The sequence below is a fragment of the Corynebacterium limaceinasi genome, from assembly GCF_046717465.1.
Lineage (GTDB): Bacteria > Actinomycetota > Actinomycetes > Mycobacteriales > Mycobacteriaceae > Corynebacterium.
Window position 1 is genome coordinate 2,039,215 of the sequence record NZ_CP177100.1, and the last position, 18,156, is coordinate 2,057,370.

The 18,156-nt window shown below is 56.9% G+C and carries 15 protein-coding genes, 1 tRNA gene, 2 rRNA genes and 3 pseudogenes; 9 read left to right on the forward strand and 12 right to left on the reverse strand.

Annotated features, from left to right (window positions below; all coding sequences use genetic code 11):
- Positions 1-8: 8 nt before the first annotated feature.
- Complete coding sequence (gene nadE, locus ACLI1Q_RS09915) at positions 9-830, forward strand: ammonia-dependent NAD(+) synthetase (protein WP_284610631.1); 822 nt, start codon at positions 9-11, stop codon at positions 828-830.
- Here the strand turns inward: nadE and ACLI1Q_RS09920 are convergent.
- Complete coding sequence (locus tag ACLI1Q_RS09920) at positions 827-1,564, reverse strand: fructosamine kinase family protein (RefSeq protein ID WP_023030293.1); 738 nt, start codon at positions 1,562-1,564, stop codon at positions 827-829. The two genes, nadE and ACLI1Q_RS09920, sit on opposite strands and share 4 nt — an antisense overlap.
- 114 nt (positions 1,565-1,678) lie before the next feature.
- Here ACLI1Q_RS09920 and ACLI1Q_RS09925 point away from each other — a divergent pair, with 114 nt between their 5' ends.
- Positions 1,679-2,476: a GDSL-type esterase/lipase family protein gene (locus tag ACLI1Q_RS09925; protein ID WP_023016962.1), complete on the forward strand. Its 798-nt coding sequence runs from the start codon at positions 1,679-1,681 to the stop codon at positions 2,474-2,476.
- Positions 2,477-2,525: 49 nt separating this feature from the next.
- Here the strand turns inward: ACLI1Q_RS09925 and ACLI1Q_RS09930 are convergent.
- The 3 genes from ACLI1Q_RS09930 to ACLI1Q_RS09940 all read right to left on the reverse strand — a co-directional run bounded on the left by ACLI1Q_RS09930 (position 2,526) and on the right by ACLI1Q_RS09940 (position 3,900).
- Positions 2,526-2,598: transfer RNA gene (locus ACLI1Q_RS09930), tRNA-Ala, on the reverse strand.
- A 76-nt stretch (positions 2,599-2,674) separates the two neighbouring features.
- Positions 2,675-3,400 carry a DsbA family protein gene (locus tag ACLI1Q_RS09935; RefSeq protein WP_284637717.1) on the reverse strand — a complete coding sequence of 242 codons (726 nt, stop codon included), beginning with the start codon at positions 3,398-3,400 and terminating at the stop codon, positions 2,675-2,677.
- Positions 3,401-3,453: 53 nt separating this feature from the next.
- On the reverse strand, positions 3,454-3,900 hold the full coding sequence (locus tag ACLI1Q_RS09940; protein ID WP_284849541.1) for a MauE/DoxX family redox-associated membrane protein: 447 nt from the start codon (positions 3,898-3,900) through the stop codon (positions 3,454-3,456).
- Positions 3,901-3,986: 86 nt separating this feature from the next.
- On the opposite strand from ACLI1Q_RS09940, the gene ACLI1Q_RS09945 reads away from it, so the two are divergent.
- Genes ACLI1Q_RS09945 through ACLI1Q_RS09955 form a run of 3 tightly spaced genes read left to right on the forward strand, consistent with a single transcriptional unit; the run spans position 3,987 to position 4,821 of the window.
- The gene (locus ACLI1Q_RS09945) at positions 3,987-4,289 is read left to right on the forward strand and encodes a fluoride efflux transporter family protein (protein ID WP_034654214.1); all 303 of its coding nucleotides are present in this window, start codon (positions 3,987-3,989) and stop codon (positions 4,287-4,289) included.
- Positions 4,286-4,645: a FluC/FEX family fluoride channel gene (locus ACLI1Q_RS09950; RefSeq protein ID WP_005284575.1), complete on the forward strand. Its 360-nt coding sequence runs from the start codon at positions 4,286-4,288 to the stop codon at positions 4,643-4,645. Before ACLI1Q_RS09945 ends, ACLI1Q_RS09950 begins: the two co-directional genes overlap by 4 nt.
- 53 nt (positions 4,646-4,698) lie before the next feature.
- Positions 4,699-4,821 (forward strand): hypothetical protein, encoded by a 123-nt coding sequence (locus ACLI1Q_RS09955; RefSeq protein WP_005284578.1) that lies wholly within the window; start codon positions 4,699-4,701, stop codon positions 4,819-4,821.
- A 3-nt stretch (positions 4,822-4,824) separates the two neighbouring features.
- On the opposite strand, the gene ACLI1Q_RS09960 is transcribed toward ACLI1Q_RS09955, so the two are convergent.
- Together ACLI1Q_RS09960 and ACLI1Q_RS09965 are read right to left on the reverse strand one after the other, a co-directional pair.
- Positions 4,825-7,368 carry an ABC transporter permease gene (locus ACLI1Q_RS09960; RefSeq protein WP_284640208.1) on the reverse strand — a complete coding sequence of 848 codons (2,544 nt, stop codon included), beginning with the start codon at positions 7,366-7,368 and terminating at the stop codon, positions 4,825-4,827.
- Positions 7,369-8,097 carry an ABC transporter ATP-binding protein gene (locus ACLI1Q_RS09965; RefSeq protein ID WP_023023749.1) on the reverse strand — a complete coding sequence of 243 codons (729 nt, stop codon included), beginning with the start codon at positions 8,095-8,097 and terminating at the stop codon, positions 7,369-7,371. It abuts the gene before it with no gap.
- A gap of 106 nt (positions 8,098-8,203) precedes the next feature.
- On the opposite strand from ACLI1Q_RS09965, the pseudogene ACLI1Q_RS09970 reads away from it, so the two are divergent.
- Both ACLI1Q_RS09970 and ACLI1Q_RS09975 read left to right on the forward strand, forming a co-directional pair.
- Positions 8,204-8,491: pseudogene (locus ACLI1Q_RS09970) on the forward strand (zinc-binding dehydrogenase); the annotation flags it as partial.
- A gap of 110 nt (positions 8,492-8,601) precedes the next feature.
- The gene (locus ACLI1Q_RS09975; RefSeq protein WP_284849560.1) at positions 8,602-8,763 is read left to right on the forward strand and encodes a zinc-binding dehydrogenase; all 162 of its coding nucleotides are present in this window, start codon (positions 8,602-8,604) and stop codon (positions 8,761-8,763) included.
- Positions 8,764-9,018: 255 nt separating this feature from the next.
- Here the strand turns inward: ACLI1Q_RS09975 and ACLI1Q_RS09980 are convergent, their stop codons facing one another.
- Positions 9,019-9,915, reverse strand: a complete 897-nt coding sequence (locus tag ACLI1Q_RS09980; protein ID WP_034654218.1) for a LysR family transcriptional regulator — start codon at positions 9,913-9,915, stop codon at positions 9,019-9,021.
- A gap of 70 nt (positions 9,916-9,985) precedes the next feature.
- Between ACLI1Q_RS09980 and ACLI1Q_RS09985 the strand changes: the two genes are divergently transcribed.
- The gene (locus ACLI1Q_RS09985; RefSeq protein ID WP_005277667.1) at positions 9,986-11,020 is read left to right on the forward strand and encodes a YeiH family protein; all 1,035 of its coding nucleotides are present in this window, start codon (positions 9,986-9,988) and stop codon (positions 11,018-11,020) included.
- Positions 11,021-11,392: 372 nt separating this feature from the next.
- Here the strand turns inward: ACLI1Q_RS09985 and ACLI1Q_RS09990 are convergent, their stop codons facing one another.
- Both ACLI1Q_RS09990 and ACLI1Q_RS09995 read right to left on the reverse strand, forming a co-directional pair.
- Entirely contained in the window at positions 11,393-11,728 is a 336-nt protein-coding gene (locus ACLI1Q_RS09990; protein ID WP_255342555.1) for a recombinase family protein, read from the reverse strand.
- Positions 11,697-12,923, reverse strand: a pseudogene (locus ACLI1Q_RS09995) (IS3 family transposase). The gene ACLI1Q_RS09990 and the pseudogene ACLI1Q_RS09995 overlap by 32 nt, the downstream one beginning before the upstream one ends.
- 48 nt (positions 12,924-12,971) lie before the next feature.
- Between ACLI1Q_RS09995 and ACLI1Q_RS10000 the strand changes: the two are divergent.
- A pseudogene (locus ACLI1Q_RS10000) lies at positions 12,972-13,181 on the forward strand (integrase core domain-containing protein); the annotation flags it as partial.
- A gap of 16 nt (positions 13,182-13,197) precedes the next feature.
- On the opposite strand, the gene ACLI1Q_RS10005 reads toward ACLI1Q_RS10000, so the two are convergent.
- The 3 genes from ACLI1Q_RS10005 to ACLI1Q_RS10015 all read right to left on the reverse strand — a co-directional run bounded on the left by ACLI1Q_RS10005 (position 13,198) and on the right by ACLI1Q_RS10015 (position 17,678).
- Positions 13,198-14,058, reverse strand: a complete 861-nt coding sequence (locus tag ACLI1Q_RS10005) for a hypothetical protein (RefSeq protein ID WP_411696979.1) — start codon at positions 14,056-14,058, stop codon at positions 13,198-13,200.
- Between the two features lie 278 nt (positions 14,059-14,336).
- Positions 14,337-14,454: ribosomal RNA gene (gene rrf / locus ACLI1Q_RS10010) — 5S ribosomal RNA — on the reverse strand.
- A gap of 147 nt (positions 14,455-14,601) precedes the next feature.
- A 23S ribosomal RNA gene (locus tag ACLI1Q_RS10015) occupies positions 14,602-17,678 on the reverse strand.
- Positions 17,679-18,156: the final 478 nt, after the last annotated feature.

Consider the following 18,156-nt stretch of genomic DNA (forward strand, 5'->3'; position numbering starts at 1 on the left):
AGACTACGATGAACGTCATGTCACCCGATGCCGAAAACTTGCAACAATCCATCATAAAACAGCTGGATGTACGCCCCTTTATCGATCCAGAAGAGGAAATTGCCCGTCGCGTGGATTTCCTCGTGGAATACTTGGAAATGACCCATGCCAAAGGCTACGTGCTAGGCATTTCCGGCGGCCAGGATTCCACCTTGGCGGGAAAACTCACCCAGCTAGCAGTAGAGCGGGTAGAAGGCGCCGAATTTTGGGCCGTGCGCCTGCCCCACGGCACGCAGGCGGATGAGGATGATGCCCAAATCGCCCTCGATTTCATCCAGCCCGATCACCGGCTCACCGTTGATATTCAACCGGCCACCGCGGCGCTAAGCCACGAGGTCGCCCGTGCGGTAGGCCAAGATTCCTTGAACGATTTCAACCGCGGCAATGCCAAGGCGCGCTTGCGCATGACCGCGCAATATGCCATCGCCGGCGAGGTGGGCGCGCTCGTTGTGGGCACGGATCACGCCGCCGAAAACGTCACCGCGTTCTACACCAAGTGGGGCGATGGCGCGGCAGACCTACTCCCCCTGGCCGGGCTGAATAAGCGCCAAGGCGCGGCATTGCTCAAGCACCTGGGCGCGCCAGAGTCCACCTGGTCCAAGGTCCCTACCGCGGATTTGGAAGACGATAAGCCGCAGCTTCCCGATGAAGAGGCGCTCGGCGTCACCTACGCCCACATCGATGACTACTTAGAGGGCAAGGCGGTTCCCGATGCCGCCCGCGAGCGCATCGAGACCCTGTGGCACCGCGGCATCCACAAGCGCCAGATGCCGCAAGGGCCAACCGCCTAGGCCAGCGCCTCCAGCGTGGCAAGAGCCGCGCGCTCCAGCGGCCGGTTATACGCCGAGCCGTGGGTCAGCGCGTGCACGGCCAGCGGGTGCAGTTGGTGCATGGGAATCCAGGTTTCAATATCTTTCGGCGCCCCATAGCCGCGGAAGATTTCTTCTATATAGGGCGCGCCGAATAGGGCCAGCATGCCCAAATCAGTGTGCGGGTGCCCGCCGTGGGCGGCGGGATCGATCATGATGCCACCCTGGGCATCGAAAAGCAGGTTGCCCGCCCACAGGTCACCGTGGATGCGCGCGGGCGCCACGTCCCAGCTACGGGCGGCAATGGCATCGCAGGCCCGCTTGACCAGGTCCCGCTGCGCGGTGCTGATTCCGGCCGGCTCCGCAAAGGGCAGCACGCGCTGCTGGGTATAAAATTCACCCCAGTCATCGGTGGGCGTGCACTCCTGTTCAATGGTGCCGATGAAGTTTTTGCCTTCCCATCCCTCCGGCGCGCTGCCAAAAGCCGCGGCCCCGGCGCGGTGCATGCGCGCGAGCTCCGCACCAAACTTCCGCGCGGCCTCTGGGGTGGGCGCTACCTCGTCAATGCGCTTGGTTACGATTTCCTTCCCGTCCGCGCGCACGACGGTGACTACCGCATCCGTGGCTTCCGCCAGCCACCGCAATCCGGCGGCTTCGGCGCCTGCTTGATCTTCATCGCGTACTCGCTTCGAGAAAGTCTGCATACCCGCCAGCATAACGATTTTCGCTACTCCATTTTTGCTTGTCCCAGAAAACCTTTAGGATCATCGTGGCCTTAATCATCCCCTATCAGTGTGGCTTCCGTCCCTGCGGAAGCCTTGAGGTACACCATGAAAAACTTCAGTAAACTTGCCGCGATTGCCGCTTGCACTGCCGCACTCGTGGGAGGTAGCACCGTCGCTACCGCGGCCGTGCCTGGCAATACGGTCCTGACTGGCGATAGCGTCGTCGCCAACCCTAATTTCCTTGATTACGCGCAAAACCGCGCCGGTATAAAAGCAAACACCAAGGTCGGTTGCATTACCGATAACTCCATCGCCAACGAAATGACGCGGGTATCCGGTGCGCATGTGGATCAGTACCAGTGCGCTGGTGCGTCCTTCGGCACCGGCGGCCAGCACATCGATGACACCCTGCGCACGGCCGCCCGCAACGGCGATCTCAATCCCGAGACCCGCAATGTTGTCATCCATGCCGGCGCCAATGACACCTACCCGCACAAGGACAATATCGCGGCTTCCGAGCACTTCCTGCGCACCGGCATGCGCAGCGCCATCGATGTCGCCCACCACTTTGCGCCAAATGCGAAGGTAACCATCGTGGGATACCCGCGGGTCTCCAATAACAACTCCGCGTGCCTGACCTCTGCCACCATCCCGATTCCGGCTAGCAGGGTTGCTTCTACCGAAGAGCGCCTGCAAAACACCCTGCGCGAGGTAGCTGAGCAGAACGGTGCTTCCTTCTTGGACGCCCACCCGATATCCACGGGCCACGATAACTGCTCTCCTGACCGCTGGTGGGTCAACCTAGTAGACCCGCTTCCACCGGCGCCAGGCAACCTGCCGCTGCACCTTAACGCCAACGGCACCCACGCGCTGGGCGAGCTCATCGGCCACTCGCTGAAGTAAGAAAAAAGAGTCTCGAGAAGCTATCTAGCCTCTCGAGACTCTTAATTTGTGGAGCTAACGGGATTCGAACCCGTGACCCCCACACTGCCAGTGTGGTGCGCTACCAGCTGCGCCATAGCCCCATATACGAGGTGCAACCCTGTGGGCCGCAACTCGTATGAATATACATGGCAAGTATTTAACTCACCAAATCGCCTGCTACTTGGTGGCGATGTCTACCCAGTCATTCAAGGACTCGCCGGATTCACGGTCCGGAATATCCTTGCCATCCTGGACAATGCGCGGCGAGGAAACCGAGCCGGTTGCCTTATTCAGCTTATCGTAGTTGGCCTTGGCCACCTTATTGCCCTGCTTGATATCCACGTTCTTGATGGAATCAACCACGTCATCCTCGGCGCCGAGTTCCTTGGCTTGGTCAGCGATGTCCTCCATATCCCACTTAGTGGCGATGCTCTGCTGGTTCTTCATCATGTAGTCGCGCAAATTCCAGTAGGTCTTTACGTCGCCAGACTTAGCCAGCTCTGACATGGCTGCGACGGCCTTGGTGGAGTAACCGTCCTCGTTTTCGACATCCTCGCCGTCTAGAAAGTTCAGCGTGCGCACGTGGACGACCAGCTTGCCATCCTCAATTGCCTGCTTCATCTCCTCATCGGTGCTTTTCGCCAGGTCCGCGCAGTGGGGGCAGGAGAAGTCTTCGTACAGGTCAACCTCTGGAGTATCGTCATCGGCCGCATCGGACTTCAGGGTAATCGCGTTGTCCTTATAGTCCATGGACATGTTGACGTCTTGCACCTCGATTTCATTGGCCTGCTTGCCATTCCACACGATGTAGCCAATGACCACGGCGATAATGACGAGTAGGACGCCGACGCCCCAGATGAAACCATTGCCAGACTTGGCATTCGGGTCACTTACTTTGCTCATTTAAACCTTGCCTGTTGATACTTTCGGACTCTTGCAACCTACTGTGCCCACCGCTACGGGTGGAGCGCAAATTTCGTGAACGGGCGTTTGATGATCCATGCGGTAAGGGCGAGGAAGGCGGCATCGCGAAGCAGCGTCAGCCCATAGTTCATGCCCGGCTCCGCAGTAGCGTCACCAGCACCAAAGCACCCGCAATCGATATCCAGCCCACGCAGCCATGCCTGCAGGATGCCGACCATGAAAAGCACCATGACCACGGCCGCTACCTTGGAAGACTCGCGAAGGAAAATCCCCAGCAAGAGCAGCATTCCACCCACTAGCTCCAGCGGCCCAATGAGCTGGGCCAGATACCCAGACCATTCCGGCGTGAAAATCTCATAGGCCTTGATGGATTGCATGGTATCCAGCGGGTGCGCCATCTTTTCTACACCGGCGATGATCCACACCACGGCCATGCCAAAGCGGGCGATAAAGCTCACCACATCAAACGCGTTATTCACGCCGATTAGTTTAGCGTTTAACCTCCCCTTTTCGGATACAAACCCCTGTGCTTTTTCCTGAGACTTCGCCCACTATGATGTACCCCATGCCGCACTCCCTCATCGTCGGTTCCGGTGCCGCACTCGGCGCCGGTGCCCGCTACCTCTTAACCATCGCTCTCGGCGGCGGAATGCTCCCGCTCCTCATCCTTAATATCGTCGGCAGCGCGCTGATGGGATATACCCGCCCCGGCCCCTTCTGGGGAACCGGATTCTTGGGTGGGTTTACCAGCTTCGCCAGCTTTGCTTTCTTCACCGCGGAGTCCCACTGGAGCATCGCCCTGGCCTATGTCGCGGCCACGCTCGTGGGCTGCACCGCCGCCTACCTTGCTGGGGATAAGCTGCGATGAACCTGCTCTTCGTCCTTATCGGCGGCTTTTTCGGCGGCGCGGCGCGCTACGGCTTTACCCGCCTGTTGCCCTCGCCGTATTGCACCTTCGCATCCAATATCCTGGGTTCCTTGATCTTCGGCCTGGCGGTGGGCTTTGCGCAGCTTGCCGATGCCCCCTTCGCCCATCCCCTCTTCGCCCTCGGCCTCGCCGGTGGCCTATCCACCTGGTCCACCATGGCGAAAGAGCTAGGGGAAATGGTCAAGCAGCGGCACTGGTGGCCGCTGTGTAAGTACCTATTTTGGACCATCGGGATCGGCGTGGTCCTAGCCTGGCGCGGGGTGATGTGGGCCGAACTTATCTATCACGGAATCTAAGTACACAATTCCCAGCTCGCTCCTAGCTACAGTGACCCCTACGATTTCTCTGCGTGCACTTCTTCCTGTACTTGGATCCGGCGGCAAAGAAGTTCCAGCCCGAAGCGCACCCATGGTTCCTGTGCTACGACGACGAGCTGAAACTTCTTAATATCAGTCAAGGCCTAGATGCCTAAGCCTTAATCCGCAATCGCCTCCAGCGGCGGCGTCTTTGCCGCGCGTTGCGATGGCCATACCGCTGCGATGACGCCCACAACCGCGGATCCCAGCAGCATGATCACCAGCATGCCCCACGGAACCTCGGCACCGCCAAGGCCTTGGTCATTCAGGATCTCGATGAAGGACCAGCCCAAGCCGAGGCCGATGAGGATGCCCATGATTGCGCCAAAGAGCGAAATCTGCACCGACTCCAGCGTGATCATCCGGCGGATTTGGCGGCGCTGCGTACCCACCGCACGCAACATGCCAATCTCCTGGCGGCGCTCGATAACACCCAAGGTCAAGGTATTGACAATGCCCAGCACGGCAATGATCACGGCGAGTGCGAGAAGACCGTAGAGAATGGCCAGCATCTGGTCGATGAAGCCAGCGGCCTGACCCGCATATTCCTTACCGGTGTTGACCTGCACCACCACGAGATCCTTGACGGCATCCTCGAGGTTCTGGCGTAGCTCTTCCTTGTCGTAGCCTTCTTTACCTAATACGCCCACCATCTGCACAGAGAATTCTCCGTCAGCGGCGACTTCTTCTGCCACGTCCTGCGAAACCACCATATTTTGAATGGTCTCGATGGGCTCAAAGGTGCCGACCAGTTTGGCTTCCGCAGTCTTGCCCGGCTTGCTGCCGGTGACCTCGTAGGTCTCTCCTACCTTCCAGCCATTTTCTTTGGCGAAGTCTTCCGTGGCGGCAAAGCCGCCTTCAATATTGGCATCGCCTTCCACCATGTTCATCGCCAGCATCGAGGTGGGGTCAGCATCCACCGTCACGGTGAACAACCCGCCGGCGCCAAAGTCCAAGGAGGCCTGACCGTCCACGGCAACCGGGGCCGAGCCAACGGTAATGACCTTATCCACACCGTCTGCCTCTGCGGCACGCTCGCCGGTTTCCTTCGGCGTCGGGAAGTTTCCGGAGCTCGGGCCGGACAAAATGTAGTCCGACGTAATAGTTTGGTCCACCGTATCCGAGATGGAGGCCTTCATCGTCTGGCCCAGCATGCCGATGCTCGTGACCAATGCCACGCCCAAGGTCAGGGCAAAGGCCGTGGCGGCAGTGCGGCGCGGGTTACGCCGCGAGTTGGTAGCAGCCAGCTTGCCGATGGACCCGAAAGGCGCTCCAATAGCCTTGCCCAGCGTTGGTACTAGCGGCAAAGAGAGCGCCGGTCCTGCCAAGAAGAAACCGATAATCACCCCGACGGCGCCGAGGCCGACGAGGATGGCGCGGACGTTCGTTTCGGCATCGCTAAGCACGCCCGCAAACGCCGCAATAATGCCGCCGATCATGAGGATCGCACCGAAAATCGTCCGGACCTTCAGCGAAGAACCGGAGGCCGATTCCGTCGTGCGCATCGCTTCGACCGGCTCCACGGCACCCGCGCGCCGCGCCGGGGCCCACGCAGAGACCACGGTGACAATCGTGCCCAAAATGATCGGAACTACCACGGCGGAAACGCTCAGTCCCAGACCGCCGCCAATGTCCATACCGTTGGCGCCCATCACCGCCTTGATTACGGCGACCAATCCCACGCCGGCAACAACGCCGACGATGGACCCCAGCACGCCCACGATGACGGATTCCACCACAACGGAATTGGTGATCTGGCGGCGCGACGCACCCAATGCACGCAAGAGCGCGAACTCCTTAATGCGCTGGGCCACGATCATGGAGAAGGTATTGGCAATAATAAAGGTGCCCACCAACAAGGCGATTAGACCAAAGGCAACGAGGAAGTAGTTCACAAACTTCAACGCCTCGGTCATTGCCTCACTGGTCTGCTCTGCAAGGCGTTCGCCGGACTCTGCTTTGATGTCGAATTTGTCATTCAGGTCATCGACAAGCGCATTCGCATCCACGCCATCGGCGGCAGAGACCTTCAGCTGGGAAGGATCACCAAAGCGCTCCAGGTAATCCGACTCGTCCATGCGCAGCTCGATGCTATCGCCCTGCTCCACCGGCGGCTCCACGATGCCCGTGACCTTAACCTCATCCTGGCTATCCGAATGGACTACCAGAAGCTTCTGGCCAACGGAGATATCGTATTTCTCCGCTGCAGAAGAATTGATCGTCACCTCATCTTTGGCCTTTGGCTCATCGCCTTCAGTGAGTTCGCTCGCGCCACCGACCGTTTTATCCGCGGGATAGTATGGCACGAGGCTCGCAGTACCGCTTTGGGTTTGGAAAGCCTCCGAGTTTTCATCGGCTACAACCACAGTCTGCGAGTCAGCGACGTTGATGTTTTTAACGTCGTCATCATCAAGCAGCTGCTTGCGCAGCCCTTCATCCAGCTTCTGGTCGCTGTCATCGTTCTCACTAACCACCGCGTCTACCCCGCGGAACTGGTTATCCACCGCAGAATCAAAAGTGGCCTTCAATGAGTTAGTGAACATGAAAGAGCCTGCAATAAAGGCGGTGCCCAAGACCACCGCCAAAATTGTCAGGCCAAGGCGCAATTTATGCGCCAAAATATTGCGCACGGATACCCTGCGCATTGCGTTTCCGCGTGCCATTTAACCCTCAATCTCTGCCATTACATTGTGAATGGCCTCCATCGTTGGATCCTGCAGTTCATTAACGAGCTTGCCATCAGCAAGGAAAACAACACGATCGGCGTACGACGCCGCCTTAGCATCGTGCGTCACAATGACCACAGTCTGGTTATCCTGGTCCACCGCAGTGCGCAGAATATCCAATACCTCGGCCGAAGAATTGGAATCCAAGTTACCCGTAGGCTCATCGCCAAAAATAATCTCCGGCCGCGACACTAAGGCGCGAGCACAGGCGACACGCTGCTGCTGACCACCAGACAGCTCAGCCGGGCGGTGCTCCAAACGCTCCGCCAGCCCCAGGCGACGGGTGACTTCTTCAAACCATTGCTTGTCGACGTCCTTGCCCGCGATATCAGTCGGCAGCGTGATGTTTTCCGCAGCCGTCAAGGTAGGGACCAAGTTGAAGGACTGGAAAATAAATCCTAAGCGGTCACGACGCAACGCCGTAATTTCCTTGTCATTGAGGTGCGACATATCGGTATCACCGATAAACGCCGAACCAGAGCTAGCAGAGTCCAACCCTGCCATCGTGTGCATCAACGTGGACTTGCCCGAGCCCGAAGGGCCCATAATGGCCGTGAATTGGTTCTTTCCAAACTCAATGGAAACGTGATCAAGGGCGATAACCGCCGTATCATCGCTTCCGTATTGCTTAAACAAGTCAACGGCGCGCGCCGCGGCATCAGTCATAAAGCGTGTTCTCCTTGTAAATGGGAAATTACCTTTCTACATAGTAACCCGCCTGGTCGCAGTGTCCCATCATCCCATGGGCTGATTTGGGGGCCAGTTCAATTTTTTGGCGGGTGGGGCGTCCTTTTCGTTTGGAAGCCAAACCTGCAGTTCAGCGCCCGTTGACGGGTCGCTCTTCATTGCTGGTGGCTCGGGGGCGATCGGCACGGTCGCCATCCAACTTGCACGCCAACGCGGATGGCACGTTGCCGCATCCGCGTCGAAACCCAATCACGACTACATGCTTTCGCTCGGCGCGCACAAGGTAGTTGACTACGGCAACCCCCATTGGCGCGAGCAGATCCTGGAGTGGATGCCCAATGGCGTCGACGCTGTCTTGGCGGTGCAACCGGGCACCTCGGCGGAAAGTTTGCCCGTCGTGAAGGACGGTGGAACATTGGTGTCGATCTCCGGAGATGCACACATCTCCGAACGTGGCATACACATAACGGGGTCCCCTATCAAATGGACGTTCTCGATGATTTGGTGCAACTCATGGAGCAGATCGCCGCAGGGGAGATTCATTTGGAGCTTGAGCAGGTTTATCCGTTTGCAGATGCCCTGGCTGCCCTGGCGAAAGTACAGACCCGGAGGGCTCGAGGCAAACTCGCGCTCAGACGAGAGTAAAGCACATGGCCGAGGAACCATGCGGATTCAAGAAGGTGCTGCCTTGCCGAATTCTCAGCCGGTCCGGGTTATTTACAACTCTCTACCCCGTATTTAATTCATGGCTTGCGGGTAAGAGGCGGACGATGTTGAGCCGGAAGGGTTGGCATGTCAGACCGCCCAAGGCACGGGCACTGCTTGGGGCTCGGGACTACAGGGGGAGCATCTTGTACGGATGCTGATGACTTCTTCGAAGACGGGACTTGCTGCCACCGGCTACGGTTTGGCAGCGGCCACAGCGACCAGTTCGGCCGCGACTCCTGTCAATCGTCGAGGTCCTGACCAGACGGCCGTCAGGGGGCGGCTGATCCCTTGACCCTCAAAGGGAACGCGCAACAGGTCCCCGCTCTCGAGCTGGCTACGAAGGGCGAGTTCGCTCAGGACAGCAGGACCCGCCCCGGAAGCAACAGCAACGCGCACCGCGGCGTTGCTGGCAAGCACCTGCATCGGCTCGACAGTGACGGCCCCAGCCAACACCTCTTGCAGCGCCTCGCGGGTACCTGAGCCAGGCTCCCTGACAACCAAGGGGGTTTCCGCCAGCTCTTGCAAACCGATCCTGCTCGTACGGTTCGCCCATTCATGGTTGGGAGCGACAACTACCAGCAACTCATCCTCTTGGACGACCCGGGCATTCAACCGCATGGGAACGTTCGGGGTCTCAACGAAACCCAGTTGAAGAATGCCCCTTTGCACTTCTTGGAGAACCTGCGCCGAATTCAGCACCTGCACCTCGATGCGGACCGGCGGCAATCGACGTTTCAACTCTGTCAGCCAGACCGGTAGCAGGGTTTCTGCGATGGTCATGCTGGCCCCCACACGAAGTTCCAACGTTTCGTTGCTGCGGCTAGACCGTGACCAATCGTTGAAGCGTTGCCCGGCATCAAGTAGTTCACGGGCTTGAACAGCCAGCAACAACCCCAGTGCCGTCGGTTCCGAACCGCGGGGGCTGCGCTCAAGCAAAGCCGTTTTCATCCCCGTCTCCAGCTCCGCGATGGCTCGGCTTGCGTTGGGCTGCGCCATCCCCACTTTCCGTGCGCCTGCCCCCACGCTGCCTTCGTCCACCACGGCAACGAAGAGTTCCAGTACTTGAAGGTTCGGCCAAGCTTCGCTCATATCAAAAGCATATACCATGATGCGAAATTGCCGTCTAGCGGGCTGACGGGGATCAGTGAAGTATGGAAGTATGTCAACGCAAATACAACAGACAGATCCCATAACAGCCCGCCGCGGCTCCTACGCACTGAAAAAATATTCCCCCGGGTTGCTTTTGTGTGCGGTCGCTGTGGCAATCGCGATGACCGTTAACGTCTTCCTTCCCGGTGTCAGCCCACTGATCGTCGCGATCGTGCTCGGCATCGCCCTGACCAACGTGGTTCGCCTACCCGAGTCCACGGCACCGGGACTGACGCTGGCTTCCAAGAAGCTGCTCCGATTGGGAATCGTCTTCCTGGGCCTGCAACTGGTGCTCTCAGACATTGTCTCCCTCGGTGCGCCCATGCTCGTGGTCATCGTGTGCATCGTGGCCGGAGGCATTTTCGGAACCATCCTGATCGGGCGGCTGATGAAGATGCGTTCCGCCCAGGTTCTGCTCATAGCATGTGGTTTCTCTATTTGCGGCGCCGCCGCTGTGGCCGGAGTCGAAGGGGTCACCGACTCAGACGAAGAGGACGTGGTCACCGCCGTGGCCTTGGTGGTCATCTTCGGCACACTCATGATTCCGGCGATTCCCTTGCTCGGCCAGCTGCTGGGCATGGAGCCTGAACTCAACGGCATGTGGGCCGGTGGCTCCATCCACGAGATCGCTCAGGTTGTCGCCGCCGGAGGAATAATCGGCGGCGGGGCGCTGGCTGTCGCCGTCATCGTCAAACTCGCCCGCGTCCTGCTGCTCGCCCCGATCGTCGCGATTTTGAGCATTCGCCAACGCCGGTCAGGAAACGTCAAACCCGATGAAAAGCGTCCTGCGATCGTCCCACTGTTCATCATTGGCTTCCTGGTCATGATCGTGCTCCGTTCCACACTGGACCTGCCCGAGGGCCTCATCCACGCAGGAAGCCTCGCGCAAACGGCTTTGTTGTCCGCCGCAATGTTTGGACTGGGATGTGGGGTGAAGATCCGCAACCTCATCCGGGTCGGAGCCCGACCCTTCATCCTGGCCGCAGCCTCAACCATTCTCGTCACAGGCATCGCACTTGCAGGCATCGAACTCGTCCACCTCTGATAGGGAACCACATCCTGCAGTCTCCGCCCAAGCTGATACCTCGTCCGCCCACCACATGACCTTTTAGGAAGGAACCTGACTTGACATTTCTCACCGGTCCAGCTCCGATTATCGTCGGCGTCGACAGCTCCGATTCTTCAAGGTGGGGGCGCCCTTTCTCTTTATTCGGTGAACGTTGCCCAGGCGGAGAAAGTGCAGGTAAAACCACACGCTAGCGAGACCTGGGGGCGTGCCTTCGCCAGCCCTTGTAAAAGCCGCCCACGAGGGGAAATGTGCGTAAGGCTACCTGTAGGCGTGCCTGGAACCGTAAATGTCCTGCCATGTGGCAAGCGCCGTGGGGCGTATATTCACCCGCCCCCCCCATCGCCGCATCTATGCGTTCTTCAACGCCCGATACACAGTAGGGCGAGTGACTCCGAATTCCCGTGCCAAGGCTGCTTTCGACTCCCCTGCCATTGTGCGCTGCTTAATCTCCGCTACTTGCTGCGGGCTAAGAGCAGGCTTGCGGCCTTTGTACTTTCCTGCCTTTTTCGCCAGCGCAATCCCCTCTGCTTGGCGTTCGCGGATAATGGCCCGCTCAAACTCCGCAAACGAACCTAAAATGCCTAGCATTAAATCCGCGCGTGGATCTGTGGTGTCTTTCGCATGAAGCGTCCTGGGTTTAGTTCCGCTTCTTTTACGGCCCTGTGTTGATGGGCTGGGTGAGATAGTACTCGGTTTCTACTTCCTGTGGGGTGGCGTAGTCCAAAGCTTCATGAAGCCGCTTGGTGTTCCACCAATGCACCCACCGCAAGGTGGCCAGTTCGACTTCTCCGACCGACGTCCACGGGCCTTGGACATGAATCAGTTCAGCCTTGTAGAGACCGTTGACTGTTTCGGCTAGCGCATTGTCGTAAGAATCGCCGACTGTTCCCACACTCGGGCGGATTCCTGACTCAGCTAGCGCAGTGGAATACTTCCACGACACATACTGGCTGCCCCGATCGCTATGGTGAATTAACTGGTTTCCATGAATTCGCCCTGCAGTCGTTAACGCATGCTCCAAAGCCTCCATCGGCAGCGCGTCGGTGCGCATTGTCGATCGTGTAGCGACACCAACAATTTTTCGGCTGAATACATCCACGACAAATGCGGTGTAGGCGAATCCTGACAGGGTGCGAACGTAGGTAATGTCGGCAACCCACAACCTGCCTGGCGCCTGCGCACGGAAGTCTCGCTGTACAAGGTCTGGGCGATGATCCGGTGCCTTCGGGCTAATCGTTGTCACAGGGGTTCGTCCACGTCGGCGGCCGGAAACACCTGCGAGTTTCATCAGACGTGCGGTCTTGTCGCGGCCGATATGAAAGCCTTCACGGTTCATGGCGTGCCACATTTTGCGGATGCCGTAGACCGAGAAGTTTTCCGCATGCACACGCTGTATCTCTGGGATGAGCAGGCTATCGCTTAAGGCTCTTGCGCTGGGAACACGTGTGGTGGCTTTGCGGTAGCCGCGTGAGGTGATGAATCCACGATCTGCTTGTTTAAGGACTCTGCAGATGGACCCGGGCCCCAAACTGATCTTTATACGCGTCGATGTAAGAGATCATTTGGTCGTGGGTCGGTCGAGTTCCGCTGCGAAAAAAGCCGAAGCAGTCTTAAGAATCCCGTTTGCTCGTTTCAGTTCGCGGTTTTCTCGGCGCAGACGCTTGAGCTCTTCTTCCATTGTTTCGCCGCCTGAAGCGTCCGAGTCATCACGTACTGAAGCGCTGTCACGGTACCAAGCCCGCAACGTGTGGTGAGATACTCCAAGCAGCTCACCGACCTCCGTGTAGGCGCGTTGCAGTGAGCAAGACTCCAGGCGGACCATTTCGATGATCTGATGGACCGCCTTCTCCTTGAACTCGACGGAATACTTTCTAGGCATAGTTCAATCCTTCCTTAGCTGAGGTAGGAACTAAACCCAGGACGCTTCAATAATGCCCTGGCAGAGTCATTTAACGCCACCTTAAAGCGTGAAGTTCTGCGTGATCGGAAAGTCTTTGATAATCCCATTATCTGCCGGCAGGAAGTCTTTCGATGGTGCATGCGCTACAACACCCGCAGACGGCATTCCTGGTGCAACCTTCTAGCCCCCGATGACTTCGAAGCACTCACATCAGCTACACTGACCCAAGCAGCATAGCTAACCCGCGTCGTGTCTACTTTCCGGGGGTCAGGCCCGTATGCGTGTCATCCAGGATGAGTTGGATAAGCGCCTCACCGGCACCACACTGATTATTGTCGGCTTGGGAATCGATGTGGCGGGCGATAATAGCGGCCGTAGCTTTATCACACGTCAGACTGATAGTGGCGCGGTTGTTATGCACTGACACGTTAAGGGTGGGCTCGACCTCGTCGGTGTCTTCGTCTGTGAGATTGTGGGTGTCGATGAAGTCGCGGATAAACCGGCGGATTTCTGCCACTGTGGGTACATGCTGGCACGGTGCTGTCGGGGTGAGGAAGTCTGCTAGGGCGGCATCGACTAGGCCTATGTGGTCGTGGTTGTCGCCTATACGTTCTATTTCCCTGTCGATAACCCTCAGGCGTGGTGTATCCAGGATCCACTGCTCAGAATTCGTGGCTGCCACTAGCGGTAGTTCTTGCATGCGGAAGTGTGCCCTGATAATCCCCGACAGGGTGCTATAGGTTAGGCCTAGGTCTTTAGCCAGGCTGGTCAGTGTCAAGTCCACGTCGTCGTCGAGGTCTGGCAAAAGTGATTGGTAGAAAAACCAGGAGTTTTTTCGGGCGTGTGCTCCAGCTGCGGCAATAGGGTTGCCGGGTGTGTTGGTGGCATAAAAGACTACCGGTTCTCCTGCCTCAGCATCAGTGTCGGTATCAGGTGCCTCGTCGCCGTCAGCGGCAGTGATCATGCGTGCATCAGCTATACCATCGGCGCGCTCGGATTCGCCTGCCGCGCAAGTAGCGCTGGGTAGACGGGTATCTCCCGCCGTGGTGTCATGCACCGGCCCGCCTACGTGCGCGTGGTCTGTCGTGGTGGGTGGTGGTGTGCTACTTGTCATCGTGGTCGTATCCCCCGGGGTGTACTACACCCTCATAAATGTCGAATGTGTTTTCGTCTAACAGGGATTCACCCTACCCACCACACCTGACACTAGGGGGTAAAACCACGACACCCCACCACACATTCCCCCTGCTCGACAGAGTACACGTCGCAAATACAAGCAGGGGTGAAACGACAAGTAGTCCCCGAAACACCAACCACCCACAATTATTCGGGGTGGTGGTCTTTCGGGGACTACCGTATAAACACTATTTTATTATTGTTTTTGTTGTTTGGTGTCGGCGGTGACTTACTCTCCCACAACCTCCCGGTTGCAGTACCATCAGCGCGTACAGGCTTAGCTTCCGGGTTCGGAATGGGACCGGGCGTTTCCCTGTAGCTATAAACCACCGACAAACCTAAAAGAACACTACCCACCACTGCGTGTGGTGTTGTGTCAGATACTGCATAGTGGACGCGACACACAATAATGTGTTCATTTATTTGTTTACTCGCTTCACAAGTCCACCCAACATATCCAAACATTGTTTGGGTTGTTGTGGTGTGTTTGTTTTGGTCAATTAGTACCAGTAGCCTTCACACCTTACAGTGCTTCCAAGTCTGGCCTATCTACCCCATAGTCTTTAGGGGACCTCAAAAGAAACCTCATCTTAAAACAGGCTTCCCGCTTAGATGCTTTCAGCGGTTATCCCTTCCGTACGTAGCCAACCAGCGATACCCCTGGCGGGATAACTGGCACACTAGAGGTACGTCCGTCCCGGTCCTCTCGTACTAGGGACAGCCTTCTTCAAGTTTCAACGCGCGCGGCGGATAGAGACCGAACTGTCTCACGACGTTCTGAACCCAGCTCGCGTGCCGCTTTAATGGGCGAACAGCCCAACCCTTGGGACCTACTCCAGCCCCAGGATGCGACGAGCCGACATCGAGGTGCCAAACCATCCCGTCGATATGGACTCTTGGGGAAGATCAGCCTGTTATCCCCGGGGTACCTTTTATCCGTTGAGCGACACCACATCCACAAGTAGGTGCCGGATCACTAGTCCCGACTTTCGTCCCTGCTCGACATGTCTGTCTCACAGTCAAGCTCCCTTGTGCACTTACACTCACCACCTGATTGCCAACCAGGCTGAGGGAACCTTTGGGCGCCTCCGTTACATTTTGGGAGGCAACCGCCCCAGTTAAACTACCCACCAGGCACTGTCCCCAACCCAGATCATGGGCCAAGGTTAGATGCTCAATCCGATCAGAGTGGTATTTCAACAACGACTCCACCACCACTAGCGTGATGATTTCACAGTCTCCCACCTATCCTACACAAACCGAACCAAACACCAATACCAAGCTATAGTGAAGGTCCCGGGGTCTTTTCGTCCTGCCGCGCGTAACGAGCATCTTTACTCGTAATGCAATTTCACCGGGCCTGTGGTCGAGACAGCAGAGAAGTCGTTACGCCATTCGTGCAGGTCGGAACTTACCCGACAAGGAATTTCGCTACCTTAGGATGGTTATAGTTACCACCGCCGTTTACTGGGGCTTAAATTCTCAGCTTCGCAACCACAAAGGTTACTAACCGGTCCTCTTAACCTTCCAGCACCGGGCAGGCGTCAGTCCATATACATCAACTTAACGTCTTCGCATGGACCTGTGTTTTTGATAAACAGTCGCTTCCCTCTATTCTCTGCGACCCCACAACACTCCAGCAGCTAGTGCCTTCACGTCACAGGGCCCCCCTTCTCCCGAAGTTACGGGGGCATTTTGCCGAATTCCTTAACCACAGTTCACCCGAACGCCTTAGTATCTTCAACCTGACCACCTGTGTCGGTTTAGGGTACGGGCCATACACACACTCGCTAGAGGCTTTTCTCGACAGTACAGGATCACCACCATCAACCCCTTTAGGGTCTACGCATCACGCCTCAACCACATGTGCGGCGGATTTACCTACCACACGGCCTACACGCTTACACCACCAATCCACTAAGTGGCGCGGCTACCTCACTGCGTCACCCCATCACTTGAACCACACATCAGGCCCCACGACATCAACACCACCAACACTCAAAGAATGCTAGGTAGCGTATCCGCAGTGGTTAGTATCAGTGCTTCATCATGGGCGCACATGTACGGGTACCAGAATATCAACTGGTTATCCATCGACTACGCCTGTCGGCCTCGCCTTAGGTCCCGACTCACCCTGGGAAGACGAACTTGACCCAGGAACCCTTAGTCATCCGGCGGTAAGGATTCTCACCTTACAATTCGTTACTCATGCCTGCATTCTCACTCGCACACAGTCCACGCCTCCTCACGGTAACGCTTCCACCCATGCACGACGCTCCCCTACCCAAACAACAAAAACTGTTGCTTGCCGCGGCTTCGGCGGTGTACTTGAGCCCCACTACATTGTCGGCGCAGAACCACTCGACCAGTGAGCTATTACGCACTCTTTCAAGGATGGCTGCTTCTAAGCCAACCTCCTGGCTGTCTTCGCGATCCCACATCCTTTTCCACTTAGTACACCCTTAGGGGCCTTAACCGGCGCTCTGGGCTGTTTCCCTCTCGACTATGAAGCTTATCCCCCACAGTCTCACTGCCGCACAACACAATTGATGGCATTCGGAGTTTGGCTGACATTGCTAAGATTGTAGTCCCGCTCAACCAACCAGTCGCTCTACCTCCACCAAGCTAATACGACGCTGCACCTAAATGCATTTCGGGGAGAACCAGCTATCACGGAGTTTGATTGGCCTTTCACCCCTACCCACAGCTCATCCCCGCAGTTTTCAACCTACGTGGGTTCGCGCCTCCACAACCTCTTACAGCTGCTTCACACTGGCCATGGGTAGATCACCCCGCTTCGGGTCCAGGACATGCCACTAACCACCCCATTAGGATTCGGTTTCCCTACGACTACCCCACACGGGTTAACCTCGCGACATGCCGCTGACTCGCAGGCTCATTCTTCAAAAGGCACGCCATCACACACACAAGGTGCTCTGACGGATTGTAAGCACATGGTTTCAGGAACTATTTCACTCCCCTCCCGGGGTACTTTTCACCATTCCCTCACGGTACTATCCACTATCGGTCACACTGAGTATTTAGGCTTACCGGGTGGTCCCGGCAGATTCACAACAGATTCCACGAGCCCGTTGCTACTCGGGAACCCAACAACCCCCACATCATCATCTTCAGCTACAGGACTCTCACCTACTCCGGTAGATCATTCCAAACCACTTCACCTAACAACAATGCGAAAAAGGGCGTGCCACTGGTAGATGACACAAAGCTAGGCCCCACAACACCGCACACACAACCCCTACCAGGTATCACATGCACACGGTTTAGCCTCATCCACGTTCGTTCGCCACTACTAGCAGAATCATTATTATTTTCTCCTCCTACGGGTACTGAGATGTTTCACTTCCCCGCGTAACCCCCACAACAGCTATGAATTCACTGAAGGGTAACCCCACATAACCAGGGCCAGGTTTCCCCATTCGGACATCCTCGGATCAACGCTTTATTGACAACTCCCCGAGGCTTAACGCAGCCTTACACGTCCTTCATCGGCTCAGCATGCCAAGGCATCCACCATGCGCCCTCAATAACGAACACACCAACCACCACACACAAACCACACAACCAACAAAAAGCCATGCAGCCACATGCGGTAGCAACAAGTGAACTTGACAAAATAAACAAAAAAGAAAAATCACATCACACACACAAAACACCACCAACCACAAACAGCCGATGGCATCATGCAGATGCTCGCGTCCACTATACAGTTCTCACACAACACCCCAAACCAGCAACACACACCACCACAACAGATGGCATCCATCAACCAGTCAGGCACACACTAAGGGGATAATGCCCCAGACACCCAACAATGCACCAACAACTTATCCACAACATTATATTTTGTATGCATGGACACTTTTACGCATGCCACAAAGCACCATTCAAACACTTGATACTGTCGATTAAGGTGTGTCTCCTACCCGGAATTTCCAAACAATCGGTGGCAGCAGAACACTCGCCTACTCAACCACCAACCCACACAAACTGTGTAGGCAACCCACAACTATGG

What these genes read in the sequence shown, in the direction of transcription:
- ACLI1Q_RS09950 (WP_005284575.1), top strand. Translation starts at nt 4,286, where the DNA reads ATGAACCTGCTCTTCGTCCTTATCGGCGGCTTTTTCGGCGGCGCGGCG.
- ACLI1Q_RS09920 (WP_023030293.1), bottom strand. Translation starts at nt 1,564, where the DNA reads ATGCTGGCGGGTATGCAGACTTTCTCGAAGCGAGTACGCGATGAAGAT.
- ACLI1Q_RS09980 (WP_034654218.1), bottom strand. Translation starts at nt 9,915, where the DNA reads ATGAGCGAAGCTTGGCCGAACCTTCAAGTACTGGAACTCTTCGTTGCC.
- ACLI1Q_RS09975 (WP_284849560.1), top strand. Translation starts at nt 8,602, where the DNA reads ATGGACGTTCTCGATGATTTGGTGCAACTCATGGAGCAGATCGCCGCA.
- ACLI1Q_RS09935 (WP_284637717.1), bottom strand. Translation starts at nt 3,400, where the DNA reads ATGAGCAAAGTAAGTGACCCGAATGCCAAGTCTGGCAATGGTTTCATC.
- ACLI1Q_RS09985 (WP_005277667.1), top strand. Translation starts at nt 9,986, where the DNA reads ATGTCAACGCAAATACAACAGACAGATCCCATAACAGCCCGCCGCGGC.
- ACLI1Q_RS09945 (WP_034654214.1), top strand. Translation starts at nt 3,987, where the DNA reads ATGCCGCACTCCCTCATCGTCGGTTCCGGTGCCGCACTCGGCGCCGGT.
- nadE (WP_284610631.1), top strand. Translation starts at nt 9, where the DNA reads ATGAACGTCATGTCACCCGATGCCGAAAACTTGCAACAATCCATCATA.
- ACLI1Q_RS09965 (WP_023023749.1), bottom strand. Translation starts at nt 8,097, where the DNA reads ATGACTGATGCCGCGGCGCGCGCCGTTGACTTGTTTAAGCAATACGGA.
- ACLI1Q_RS09925 (WP_023016962.1), top strand. Translation starts at nt 1,679, where the DNA reads ATGAAAAACTTCAGTAAACTTGCCGCGATTGCCGCTTGCACTGCCGCA.
- ACLI1Q_RS10005 (WP_411696979.1), bottom strand. Translation starts at nt 14,058, where the DNA reads ATGACAAGTAGCACACCACCACCCACCACGACAGACCACGCGCACGTA.
- ACLI1Q_RS09960 (WP_284640208.1), bottom strand. Translation starts at nt 7,368, where the DNA reads ATGGCACGCGGAAACGCAATGCGCAGGGTATCCGTGCGCAATATTTTG.